This window comes from Pseudoalteromonas aquimarina, from assembly GCF_049257255.1.
Lineage (GTDB): Bacteria > Pseudomonadota > Gammaproteobacteria > Enterobacterales > Alteromonadaceae > Pseudoalteromonas.
On sequence record NZ_JBMMUG010000003.1, the window covers coordinates 57,002 to 69,624 of the forward strand.

The window sequence follows — 12,623 nt, forward strand, 5'->3', positions numbered from 1 at the left end:
CGACTATCCCAGCCAGATAGTCGCTTTTTCGTTTTAGTCGATTACGTTAGTTGTTAACGCATTAAACCGTGCTAGTAGTTTGTCGAGCACAAACGGGTCGCTGTTTGCGTGATCAAAGCTAATGCTTAGCGGCACAAAAGGTTCGCCATTTATTGTTTTGCGCTGACCAAAATAAAATAAAGGACGCCCTGTTTTTAACTTATTACGATGAATTTGAAACGATGAAAACGCCATGTTTGGTAAGTTGCCAATAAATGGGCAAAGCGCCCACACTTCTTGCGGTAACACTTCTAATTTTGCGTTATTGCAATCCACTGATTGACGGTAATAACGGGCAAATTCAGGCCACGAAAGCAACGTTACATTTTCTAAAATCACATCTTTAAAACGCAGCTCTCCGCCTACTGCAATCGGGCAAAAAATGGGTAAATTATCAAAACGATACCATTTACCGTTAATGTTTCGGGTAGAGAAAATCCACTCGCTTTTAAGCGCTCTTGCCAAGCACCAAATCAAAAACCCTTGAAACGAAGCGCCTTCAGCCGACGAATAATAACGCTGATATGTCTCTCTTGCTTTTGCTAAAGGCAAATCAAGGGTGATTGATAAGTAAGGGTCGCTTACAAGGCTATCATCATGAAAATAATCCATTGCCCAGCGCTCGTAAAACGAGAGTTCTTGCTTTGTGAGTAACTGGCCTTGGTAAGTGTCTAACAGCGTGTTTAGTTGCATTTGTTTGCCTCTAATTCAGTCATTAATTTTCGCCACGCTTTTACATTTTGCGGCCCTTGCAGACGGATTAAACTATTACGTATAAATCGGCCAAACCTTGATTTACCCAATTTTGCTAAACGAATAATTTTATTGGACTCAGAAACAACCCACGTAATTTGCTTTAAGCGTTTGCTTTTGAAATCAGCCAGAGCCATATCAATGCTGTAAGCATTTTTTAAACAGCGAGATAACGTCAGTACATCACTTAGTGCCTGCGCCACCCCTTGTTGTAAACTTGGCGGGCATCCATGAAGTGCATCGCCTATTAACACGCAGCGCTTGTTATAAACTTCTTTTGACATCACCGAGCGCAAACGCCCTTGGTTTATTACCGTTGCCGACTCAATAGCCTTAACCACTGACGGGTGATAATGCGAAAAAACCGCGCGCATACTCTTTTTAGGGTCGCTATAAAGGGCGTTAATTTGTTGATTTGCAGCTTGCCCGTAACAGTAAACTTGTTGTTTACTGATTGGGTAAAACATAAATGCATCGGTATTGCCAACAAGGTAACTTGGCTCTAAATCTTCACTTGGCATATCCACTAAGAAGCGCCAATGTGTTACTTCTAAATCAGTGAGCTCAGGCTCGGCAAATAGTAACTCTCGCACACTTGAGTTAATGCCATCGGCAGCGATGATAAGGTCATACTCAACTACAGCACCATCATTAAAACGCACCGATTGTGTAGTGTTGTTATTTTGTATGTCGACAATGGAGCGGCAAAACTGAATATGCTGACTAATGCCATCAGCAAGCACCTCAATAAGATCCGAACGCGTTAATGCCACAAACGGTTGACTTGCTAAAACCCCTTCTTTAAGGCTTGCTTTAGCTAACAATTCGCGTTGATGTGTTTCAAATCGTACTTCTTTAACCTGATGAGCTTTGGCTAAAATGGCTTGTTTTAAACCGAGTACTTCAAGCTGCTTCATCGCATTTCCAGGTAAACAAATGCCCGCACCTAAATTATTCAACGTTGGCTGCTTTTCTATAAGATCGGCTTCAATGCCTTGACGTTGTAACTCGCGATACATCAATAAACCGGCGATCCCTGCACCTACAATTAATATTTTCATGTTATTACCTAAAAAAAGCCTCAGTAGAGGCTTTGGCTGGGGGATCCTGTTGTGAACAGGGAACTACTAATCAACATCTGCTTTTAGTGACGAAGCAAAATGTTCAAGCTGATTCGCTAAGCGAATTTGTGCGTCAATTTCCATTAACTTAAGAATATGATCCATCACTTTACTTTTATCAGATTGAATACGGCCGTATTGCCCTTGCTCTGCAATATATTGGTCGGCGGTACGTGCCACATCGGTTAATTTGTTTACCATGTTAGTTTGCATTGTTAACCTCACTTGCGAGCAATGAAATGCCACACTTTAAAATTGAAAAATAATCGCCATTAAAGGCATCGATAATTTGCTTTACACGATCTTCACCGTATTGCTCAGACACTGTTTTAACCACAAGCTGATACAGAATTTTTGTTTGCATTGGCGTAAGTTCGTGACATTGCGATGATTTAAAACACAAGCTCACCTTATGCATAATGCGGCCTATGAATAATGCCTATGGCAGGTGAATTTAAAACATGAAACGTCTCGACTAATTTTTCATTGGTGTAAAACACTGAACGCGAAAACCAAAAATTTTTATCTGCTGACTGTAAAAACTGCACTATTTCATCCACTTTTGTGCTGCACAATTTTTCACAATGACTCAAACTCACTTCTTTGTTATTAATCATTAATTTGAGCAATTTGTGCCTGTGATAAAACACCGTAAGCTGCGCTTCATAATGGGTTTTTCTCGACAGCACTACTTGATAATAATCTTTGCTAAATAATCGCTCGATCAAACCTTGTGTGTGTAACGCAAGCTCTGGCACTGACACACCTGCACAATAAACCTCAGCACTTGGCATAATACATTCCTTCATTTATCACCTGAGATAAGCAGGCTGAAAGCTGCTTTTTTTGCTCATCAGTGGGTATATGAATACCCTCTTTTAAGTGCTGAATATTTAGAGTCGCCAAACAAAAGTCTTCATCAAACGTTACTGTGTTCGAGTAATGAAGGCCACAATACAAGAAGCATTTAACAGTTAGTTCGTGATTATTAATGATTGTTATCTCTGTACTAACGCTGTCATTTTCATAGCTTTTTAACGCTGCTTCAAAGCGTCTCGCTGCTTTTTTTATTAACAAACCTGTACCTCATTCGTTCCCCAAGGCGGCGCATTTTGATGATCACGCCTTTAAATTGCAAATTGGTAAAAACGCAAACGAATGAAACATTTACAACATTTTTTTTACAGATAACAAGAAATGATAGCGCTTACATAAAATGTAATTACAACAAATTACAGATTTAAAAATGAGCAAATTGCACAAAAATTGTATTTGTTTAAAACATGTGAGAAATAGAGGCTAAATCCATAGAAAAGGTAGGGATAAATCGAGTATTGAAAAAGAATGGTAACTAACTAATAAAAAAGGCTGAAAACAAATCTATGGACAAAGTTAACAAAATGAATGTAAAGAGTTAAATTCCATGTTAACAATTAAAGACAGTAATACAACCAAACTTATCGCCAATAGATATAAATAATTACTAAATGGAATATAAATAAAATCTAAAATAACTAAAAAAGCTTCAAACCGAATAAAGAACAAACAAAAAGCACATTTGGTTTACATAAATTAAATATAAATCGTCAAAATGCTTTGTAAAAATTTGTAAACACACATCGTTTGTAAGGTTTTTAACGACCGCAATTTTACCTTCTTTTATAACTTTATTAGTTTATCAAACAGTGGCGACCTTTTTTGTTAAACACGGCGAACAGAATGTTCAATGAGATGAAAATAATGCACCCATGCTATTGTTGGCAGACAATAACTGGGCACATTATGTTAAGGAACTGTTTTTACTTGCGCGTTATGGCAATGAGTAGCGCAAAATGCGTTTTACTACCGAGCCATATTGTTTAAAAAAGCTACCAGTGTTGTATTGAATACCGTGTTCACGAAATACCTTTTGCACTTTAGGCGCAATTTCACGGTAGCGCTTGGCTGGCATATCAGGAAATAAATGGTGCTCGATTTGAAAGCTTAAATGCCCCGTTAATATATGAAACCACTTTCCGCCTTTAATATTGGATGACCCCAATGCCTGGCGATAATACCACTGCCCTTTAGTCTCGTTTTCGCATTCTTTTTCACTGAACGTTTTTACATCGCCCGTAAAGTGACCACAAAATATAATGGTTGATGTCCATAAATTACGTAGCAAATTGGCAATTAGATTACCAACCAATACCCATAAAAAAAATGGCCCTGCTAACAGTGGGAATATTAGGTAATCTTTAATTAATTGGCGCGCACCTTTACTAAAAAACCGTGTTTTTAGCTCACTATGTGGCACTTTGTAATCGCGATTATCTTTTTTCTTACCAAAAAACACGCGCTCTGCGGCGAGTTCGTGATACGACACGCCCCACTGAAACAACACACTTAAATTTAGGTAAGTGATAAATTGCCAAAGGTTTTTAACACGCCAGCGAAAATCGTTTGATAAGCGCAGTAAGCCATAACCAAAGTCACGATCTTTACCAATAATATTGGTGTAAGTATGGTGCTCAAAGTTATGTACGCGGTTCCAACTTTTGCCATCACATGCAATATCCCACTCATACGCTTTGGAGTTAATATGCTTGTCGTTCATCCAGTCGTACTGGCCGTGCATTACGTTGTGGCCGATTTCCATATTGTCGAGTATTTTAGCTGTAGCAAGGGCAAGCACACCAACAAGCCAAAGCCACGGCGAGACAAAGCCAAGCACCAATAAAATACGGCCCGACCATTCTAAAATGCGCTGCGTTACAATCACACGGCGAATATAGTTTGCGTCTTGCTCACCCACTTTTGCCATCGTTGTTGATTGAATTTCGTTTAGCTGCTCGGCTAATAAATCATAATTTGGTTCTGCTACTGTGTTCACGCTTTAAACTCCACATCTGACACCACTTGCGATACACATAATTGAATTAACTCTTCACCGTAATCTGATAATTTACCGGTGCGAATATCACGCACTACGCCTTTTTTCTTTACGCATTGGCATTGATGGCAAATGCCCATGCCACAGCCGTAAGGCACGTTAATGTTATTTGCTTGAAACTGCGCTAAAAGAGGCTGTTGATTGTCGGCTTTAAATTTAATGCCGCCATGATCCACCTGAAAATGCGCTTTTGCGTCACCTTGCGTGTGCAAATCTACTAACGAGAAATGCTCACTTTCAATTGATTGCTGATGCGTATCTGCATAGTTTTTGATGGTTTTATAAAAATCTTGCGGCCCACATACCAGCCACTGGGAACCAATAAATTCTGGCAATTTTGCAGCAACATCCCCGTCAGTACTTCGGCTAAGTAACGTAAACGTGAAGTTTGCTAAGCGGTTGCGCAAACTGGCAAGTTCGGCCACCAGCAAATGCTCATTTGGTTTTGCGTAATACACCAAATGAATTGGCGGGATTTCGTCATGTAATGCTTGATGCAACATCGCAATAAACGGGGTAATACCTGAACCCGCAGCAAAAAAAGTCACAGCGTTAGACTGTGGCAATAAAAATGTGCCTTTGGGATTTGAAATATTAACCCATGAATTCACAGTTAAACGGGATAAAAACGGCGTAAATGCACCTACATCATGTTGCTTTATCACTAAACGGATCACGCCTTCATGCATTGCCTGATTTGGGCTAGAGGCAATGGTAAATACACGCGTTACTAAGCGGCCGTTAATTTCCATTGTTAGCTCAATATGTTGCCCGGCTTTATGGGTAGGCCAACGAGACTCAACTTTGAGCTCTACCGAAACTGTTTTGTTAGCAATGTATGTTACCGACTGCACATTTGCACGGTAATAACCATCGCGCCAACTTGGCTTAAATATTTGAATTATCGGCTCAAAATAGCCAGCCATCGAACGATGATGGAAAAACTGTTTACTAAACCAATTTGTTAAGGGGTTGAATATAAAACTCATTTAAACTTACACGTGTACGCTCACTCAGCGCACAAGTGTAAGCTGAACGGTTTTGCGATTCAACCCCCGCATCAGGTTAAATAGAGTTATTACTTTAAAAATTAAAGAGCGTGTAATGAATAAATCCTGTAAGGAACATTCAAAATAAAAATTAAAGCCAATTAAAACAATGAATTAATATTCAAAAATATTTAAAGGCGACTATTGTAAAGCCGCTTTTAGTTATGATTATTTTTTATAAAAAATTTTGATGTGAGTGATTTGGTAAAAGCTGAAATGAGAGTATTTAAATAAGTTTTTGAAGCTCGCGTTGTAGCATTTGATATTCGACTGCACCAGCAATCTTCCATTTATTATTAATAATTAGAGTATGTGTTGATGTAACACCGTAGCTTTGGGGCTGTATAAACTCAACTAACTCCAGAGTCTGTTCTGCACAACTATGTCAGGACACTTTTCTTAAGGAATTTTGTTCATACTCTACTGGTGATAGATCACCATTAGCTGTATGAAGCCTTTCTAAGTTGTAATAGCGCATATACGACGTTTGGTCATTTCTCATATGCTCACGCGTTGGCTGCGGCACTTTCAATAGCCAATCATGCTTTAAGCTACCGAAGAATCTTTCAACCACTGCATTATCCCAGAAAGCACCAACATCCCCCATACTAGCTCTGATGCCATCATTAGCGAGCAATTTACGGTAATGCTTGCTGGTATATTGTGAACCTCTATCAGAGTGAAACACCAAACCTTGAGGCGGCTGTAGTAAGTTATAGGCTTTCATCATCGCCTTGCACACTAAATCAGTCGTCATGCGCTTATCAATATGCCAACCGACTATGCGTCTGGAATATAAATCCATAACAATAGCCAGATACATCCAGCCTTCGCCTGTTTTTAGGTAAGTGACATCACCAGCCCAAACCTGATTAGGCGCAACAGGATTAAAATTCTGGTTTAACAAATTATCGGCAACGGTATCACTGTGTTTACGCTTAGTCGTTACTTTATAAGCAATGCGCTGAGTCACCACTAAACCAAGTTTCGTCATCAGCTTTTGCACGCCATACTCGCTAACATTAAATCCCTCCTTGCATAACCGTTTTCTCAGCTCTCGATAGCCCAAGCTATTTCGACTTTGCTTGAATATTGCTTTAGCTCTTCGATATAAATGAAGCTGCTCAAGCGTGATGTTTTTTGCTGGTCGATTTAGCCAAGCATAATAGGCTGAGCGACTGATTTTCATTATTTTACAAAGCTTCGCTATGGGAAAAGCTGGTGATAGCTGTTTAATCGTTTGAAACGTTACTTCGTTTCCCTTAGCTGGAGGGAGCTGGCTTTTTTTAATATTTCTTTTTCCATCCTTAGCTCTTTAACTTCTTTGCGCAGCTTCAATAATTCAGCACGTTCATCAGCTTTTAAAATGGCACCTGATTACTATGCTTCAAACTTGGCTTTCCAGTTATAAAGTAATTTATCAGTAATACCTAAGGATGCCGCTGCCTTTGGTACGCTATAGCCTTGTTCGATTACTGATGCCACGGCTTCTTGTTTAAATTCTGCCGTGTAACTTCTGTTTGTTCGTTTTGTCATTTAACACCTCAATAATTGGATTATATTCCATTATTAAAGTGTCCTGTTTGATTTAAGCAGATCAAAAATTAACTAACTTTTATTTATAAACCAAATCAAAAAGTCACTTTTTAAAAGTCCATAATTTTTATTTAAGTTGATGTTAAAAATATAATTAATAAAAACAAAATTCTTAATTAACTTTTTATAACATTTGTTCCTTTTTTGTGTAAAAATCAGTTTAGCGTTAACAAAACGCTTATAAATATTAAATGGAATATTAATAAAGGAACAAGAAAATGCGCAAAGCAATTACCCTTGCTTCTTTGGTAGGTTTAACTTCGATCAGTTATACAGCTCTTGCTGTCGATCAAGCTCTAAATACCAAGAAGTTAAGTTCAAATCCTCAGATCGAAAAGCTGATTATTCCATCAGCTAAAGTTAAAGTCTCTCGTAAAGTCAGTGACATTTCTAAGCCAATCCCTAAGCTTACAAAACAAAGAAAAAGAAAGCTTCAAGTAAGTGGCCAGCCAGTTCCTGGCGTTGACGAGGTAAAAACCATCCCAAACCGATTCCCGTTTGAATCTAAATGGGACAGCATGGTTAAAGTAAAAGATCCATCAATTCAAAACTCTATGCCTCGCAAGCCACTAGCAGCGCAATCAGGTACGAATGTTGGTGTTTCTTTTGATGGTGTCGGTAACGTTCTAGGGGTGGCCCCACCAGATACAAATGGTGACGTTGGACCGAACCATTATGTTCAAGCAGTCAATGTTGCAATGGCTATTTATGACAAAGAAGGAAATGAACTTGTAGCTCCATTTGCCATTAATGATCTTTGGTCTGGTTTTGGTGGTATCTGTGAAACAAACAACGATGGTGACCCAATTATCTTATACGATGGTATGGCAGATCGTTGGATGATTAGCCAGTTCGCTTTAAATGGCACCGATAATCATGAATGTATCGCCATTTCAACCACTGGGGATCCTACAGGAGAATACTATTTATACGACTTCCCATATGGCGAATTAATGAATGACTACCCTCATTTAGGTGTTTGGCCGGATGGTTATTATATGGGGGTTAACCAGTTTGATCCTGCTGCTGGTTTTGCTTGGGCCGGTGGTGGTGTTGCTGTTTATGAAAGAGAAAAAATGCTTGTTGGTGCACCCGCTCAGCAAATTATATTCAGCATGAGAGGCAACGATCCAGAAGTCTTTACTCCAATGCCTCTTGACCTAGACGGAATGTTACCTCCTTCACAAGACCAAAACCAATTATTCGTGTGGGCTGATGGTTCAGGAGAAAGCACATTACATGTATGGGAAATGGATGTGGACTGGGATAATACCGAGAATACTACATTTAGCCCAAAAGCTGCATTAGATGTTGCGGCTTGGAATTCGCCTGGCAACGCTATACAACCTAATGGTGTTGAACTCGATGGCATGCCAATTCGTTCAATGTTCCGCGCAGCATATCGAAATATGGGAGACCGTGGCGCTATTACGTTTACACATAACGTTGCGGGCACTGATGGAAATACTCCTGCATTGCGTTGGTACGAACTAAGCTTAGACGCTACAGGCAATATTACCGTCAAACAAGAAGGCACATTTGCTCCTGATGAGAAAGCTCGTTGGATGGGTTCAGGTGCAATGGATGCTCAAGGGAATATGGCATTTGGTTATAGTGTATCAAGCACAAATCTTCATCCATCATCTCATGCTGCAATTCGTATGGCTGGTGACCCTCAAGGAACATTGACTGAAGAGATTGTTTTGAAAGCTGGGGAAGGCTCGCAAACATCAATCAATCGTTTTCGCTGGGGTGACTACTCAAGTATGAGTATTGATCCATCTGATGATTGTACCTTCTGGTATACCACAGAATACTACAAGTCAGAAGACGATAATACGTTAGGTTGGTCAACAAACATTTCTAGTTTTAAAATCCCTACATGTACAGCGGGACCTTCTGGAGAGATCATTGGTAGAGTAACTGATTCTGAAACAGGCGAAGCACTTGAAAAAGTAAAAGTGTCAGCTGGTAACGTTTCTACTTACACCGATTCTGAAGGTAACTACACTTTGACACTTCCAGTAGGTGAATATGAAGTTACAGCTTCTCGTTATGGTTGGAAACAATCAGATGTCAGCAGATCTGAACTCACCGAAGATGAAGTGGAAACTATCAATTTCTCGCTTGCTGGTGCTGAACAAGTAACGGTATCTGGTAAAATCAAAGACGGTGGTATGGCACAATGGCCTTTATACGCTAAAGTGTCTGTCTCTGTTCCTGGTGACACATTAATTACTTATACCAATCCTGAATCAGGTGAATTTAGTTTACCGCTATATGAAGGAACAACCGTTAAATTTATGGCTGAAGCTATAGATAACGGTTATATCTCTTTAGAACGTGATGTACTTCCTACAGTGGGGCAACAAAACATTGAAATGTTTGACCTCGCTGTGAATCCAAACTGTACCGCACCAGGTTATGTTATTAATGGATTCCAAGAAAAATTTGAAGGTTCTTTCCCTCCTGCGGGTTGGACAGTGACCGACAATGCCGGAAATGGGGTAATTTGGGGGTCATCTCGAGATGATTCACAAGGCAATATCACTGGCACTGATGGAGACACAGCTATCATCAATTCTGATGCTGCGGGTCCAGTAGATGTCTCATCGGAATTAATTAGTCCAATGTTTACAGTTGCTGAACTTGATAGCACAATATTGAATTTTGTTGCTAATCACGTAACTTTCACTGGTGCTGATCAATTGAGTTTAGATATCAGTGTTGATGGTGGGGAATGGCAAACTGTTGAAGTAATGACCAAAGGTGATAATAATCTTGTAGATGGCCTTGCTTCATATTCAATTGATGTTGCGACCTATGTTGATGGAGCTGCAAATTTTAAACTTCGTTGGAACTACACTAATGCTAATTGGGAATGGTTTGCTGCAATTGACGATGTTCAATTTGGTACCCCAGCATGTGAGCCTATTGCTGGAAGTTTAATTTCAGGTTACGTTCACGACGCTAACTTTGACTTACCTCTTGAAGGCGCAAGCTTGAAAGTAGACGGTATATCGGTAAGTACTGCAATGAAAACTGAAATGGATGAAAACTTAGCAGATGGTTTTATTCATGCATTCATTCCAGCAGATGCACAAAGTGTTACTATCAGTAAAGGTGCTTACAAAACTAAAGAGGTAACTGCATCTGATATTATGCTGAGTGCACCAATAGCGCTCAAAGCGGGCCTATTAGAGTCTGCCACCGATAAGGTTGAACTTTCTGTAACCAAAGGGCGTGACTTTACACACCAAGCAATTCTTAAAAATATTGGTGGTTTAGATACAAACTATAAACTACTGACACTACCTAGTAGCCTTGAGACAGCAGGATCAGGAATTTACCACTCCAGTGCTCGTCACTTTGGCCCTAAAAACCTTGAAGACTTCAATACTAAAAAGATCCGTCATTTCCCTGAAATCGACGCAAAGGCTATGACTGCTCCAACTTTTGTAGGTGGTTTTGCTCTGAGTCAAGGCTTTGGTTGGGGTATTGGTCTTAACAAGCTTAATGGACACTTCTGGGTTGGTGATGTTGTAGCTGCTGGTGCAGAAGCGAATCAACTAATTGAATATAATGCTTCTGGTGAACTAACTACTAATAAGATAGACACTCCATTTGTAGATATATTTGGTGCTGATTTAGCTTTCAATGGTCGTACAAATACACTATGGCAGGTTAATGTAGGTGGCGACAATTGTATCTATGAAGTTGAACCTACAAGCATGACTGTAACTGGTAAAAATATTTGCCCTGAGTTCGGTACATCTCAACGTGGTTTAGCATATGACCCTGTTTCAGATACGTATTATGCAGGTTCTTGGAATGATGGTGTAATTCATCAATTTACTACAACAGGTGAATTACTTCGTTCTATTAACGTAAACCTTTCTGTTGCAGGACTCGCATTCAATCCATCAACAGGTCACTTGTTTGTGACACACAATGGTCCAGCTGAAGTAGGTATTTTTGACATTTATGTTTTAGATACCAACACTGATTTATTAGACATGATTGGTGGCTTTAATGTCGAACTAGATGTTGATGGTGATGATGCTGCAGACATTGGCCTTGTAGGACAAGCAGGTCTTGATATCGACTGTGAAGGAAACCTGTGGGCTGTTGATCAAGAACAGCAAGTAGTTCTGGGCTTTAGCTCTGGTGAGTCTAATGTATGTGAGTGGTCAAAAGTTGATTGGCTAACACTAGACAACACATCAGGGATGGTTGAAGCTGAAAGCGAAGCAAAACTTGAACTTGCTGGTTCAGCAATGGGTGATGAAGGAGTTCACAATGCAACTATTGTTGTGAGCAATGACACACCATACGGTTCTCTCAATATTCCTGTTGAACTAACAATCACTGCACCTAATTATGGTGAAATTGGCTTCGCTGCAGCGTCTGCAAGTGTTAAGAACGGTGAAACAGTCGAATTAGTGGTTTCACGAACTAACGGCAGTGACTTCGAAGTTAGCGTTGATTACATGGTTGTTAATGGCAACGCTGTTAGTGGCACACACTTCACAGTTGCTGAGGGAACGCTAACTTGGGGTGATTTAGATGTGGAAGATAAAACAATCACTATCGAAACAACTGACATTGATCTAGATGAGAGAGCTAATTTCTCTGTAATTCTTAAAAATGAGAAGATGGCAACACTTTCTACCAGTTCTGTTGGAGTAACAATTGAACCTGACAACTTAGGTATGGTTCAAATGGCAACAACATCGGTTTCTGTTGAAGAAAATGCAGGTTCTGCAAATATAACGGTTAATCGTGTTGATGGTTCTGACCGTGAAATTTCTGTGAACTACAGTATTCTTGCAGCATCTGCAACTGTTGAAGACTATAATTCAGCAGGTGGGACTGTTACTTGGGCTGATGGTGATACAGCAAGTAAAACGATCAAAGTCAATATCACTGATGATTCAAAACGTGAATTGGATGAATCATTTAATGTAGTATTAAGCTCAGATACAGTTAAGCTAGGAAATAACGTTACTGCCGTCGTTATCAAAGAAAATGATAAGAAAGACAGTGGTAGTTTTGGCTTTATTGCGGCATTTGGTTTAATACTAATGGTATTACGTCGCCGTATTAAATTTATTTAATCAACCATGATGTAAA

9 protein-coding genes and 1 pseudogene are annotated in these 12,623 nt (G+C 39.6%); 1 reads left to right on the top strand and 9 read right to left on the bottom strand.

All coding sequences use genetic code 11. The features are described from left to right. Positions 1-33: 33 nt before the first annotated feature. The 9 genes and pseudogenes from AAEU29_RS08205 to AAEU29_RS08245 all read right to left on the bottom strand — a co-directional run bounded on the left by AAEU29_RS08205 (position 34) and on the right by AAEU29_RS08245 (position 7,430). Positions 34-732, bottom strand: coding sequence for a hypothetical protein (locus AAEU29_RS08205; protein WP_421972868.1), 699 nt, complete (start codon positions 730-732; stop codon positions 34-36). Continuing rightward, complete coding sequence (locus AAEU29_RS08210; protein WP_421972869.1) at positions 723-1,853, bottom strand: FAD-dependent monooxygenase; 1,131 nt, start codon at positions 1,851-1,853, stop codon at positions 723-725. The genes AAEU29_RS08205 and AAEU29_RS08210 overlap by 10 nt, the downstream gene beginning before the upstream one ends. A 66-nt stretch (positions 1,854-1,919) precedes the next feature. Then, the gene (locus AAEU29_RS08215) at positions 1,920-2,114 is read right to left on the bottom strand and encodes a hypothetical protein (RefSeq protein ID WP_274760244.1); all 195 of its coding nucleotides are present in this window, start codon (positions 2,112-2,114) and stop codon (positions 1,920-1,922) included. Position 2,115: 1 nt separating this feature from the next. Then, a complete protein-coding gene (locus AAEU29_RS08220) occupies positions 2,116-2,331 on the bottom strand; it encodes a hypothetical protein (RefSeq protein ID WP_421972870.1) in 216 nt (71 codons plus the stop codon). Beyond that, positions 2,324-2,707 carry a hypothetical protein gene (locus AAEU29_RS08225; RefSeq protein ID WP_421972871.1) on the bottom strand — a complete coding sequence of 128 codons (384 nt, stop codon included), beginning with the start codon at positions 2,705-2,707 and terminating at the stop codon, positions 2,324-2,326. Before AAEU29_RS08225 ends, AAEU29_RS08220 begins: the two co-directional genes overlap by 8 nt. Next, the gene (locus AAEU29_RS08230; RefSeq protein WP_421972872.1) at positions 2,694-2,990 is read right to left on the bottom strand and encodes a hypothetical protein; all 297 of its coding nucleotides are present in this window, start codon (positions 2,988-2,990) and stop codon (positions 2,694-2,696) included. Before AAEU29_RS08230 ends, AAEU29_RS08225 begins: the two co-directional genes overlap by 14 nt. A gap of 733 nt (positions 2,991-3,723) precedes the next feature. Then, positions 3,724-4,716 carry a fatty acid desaturase family protein gene (locus AAEU29_RS08235; protein ID WP_274760371.1) on the bottom strand — a complete coding sequence of 331 codons (993 nt, stop codon included), beginning with the start codon at positions 4,714-4,716 and terminating at the stop codon, positions 3,724-3,726. Positions 4,717-4,781: 65 nt separating this feature from the next. Further along, positions 4,782-5,834: a flavin reductase family protein gene (locus AAEU29_RS08240; protein WP_421972873.1), complete on the bottom strand. Its 1,053-nt coding sequence runs from the start codon at positions 5,832-5,834 to the stop codon at positions 4,782-4,784. A gap of 445 nt (positions 5,835-6,279) precedes the next feature. Continuing rightward, positions 6,280-7,430: pseudogene (locus tag AAEU29_RS08245) on the bottom strand (IS3 family transposase). 278 nt (positions 7,431-7,708) lie between these two features. On the opposite strand from AAEU29_RS08245, the gene AAEU29_RS08250 reads away from it, so the two are divergent. After that, a complete protein-coding gene (locus AAEU29_RS08250; protein WP_421972874.1) occupies positions 7,709-12,607 on the top strand; it encodes a Calx-beta domain-containing protein in 4,899 nt (1,632 codons plus the stop codon). Positions 12,608-12,623 lie beyond the last annotated feature (16 nt).

What these genes read in the sequence shown, in the direction of transcription:
- AAEU29_RS08205 (WP_421972868.1), bottom strand. Translation starts at nt 732, where the DNA reads ATGCAACTAAACACGCTGTTAGACACTTACCAAGGCCAGTTACTCACA.
- AAEU29_RS08210 (WP_421972869.1), bottom strand. Translation starts at nt 1,853, where the DNA reads ATGAAAATATTAATTGTAGGTGCAGGGATCGCCGGTTTATTGATGTAT.
- AAEU29_RS08215 (WP_274760244.1), bottom strand. Translation starts at nt 2,114, where the DNA reads ATGGTAAACAAATTAACCGATGTGGCACGTACCGCCGACCAATATATT.
- AAEU29_RS08220 (WP_421972870.1), bottom strand. Translation starts at nt 2,331, where the DNA reads ATGCATAAGGTGAGCTTGTGTTTTAAATCATCGCAATGTCACGAACTT.
- AAEU29_RS08225 (WP_421972871.1), bottom strand. Translation starts at nt 2,707, where the DNA reads ATGCCAAGTGCTGAGGTTTATTGTGCAGGTGTGTCAGTGCCAGAGCTT.
- AAEU29_RS08235 (WP_274760371.1), bottom strand. Translation starts at nt 4,716, where the DNA reads ATGGCAAAAGTGGGTGAGCAAGACGCAAACTATATTCGCCGTGTGATT.
- AAEU29_RS08240 (WP_421972873.1), bottom strand. Translation starts at nt 5,834, where the DNA reads ATGAGTTTTATATTCAACCCCTTAACAAATTGGTTTAGTAAACAGTTT.
- AAEU29_RS08250 (WP_421972874.1), top strand. Translation starts at nt 7,709, where the DNA reads ATGCGCAAAGCAATTACCCTTGCTTCTTTGGTAGGTTTAACTTCGATC.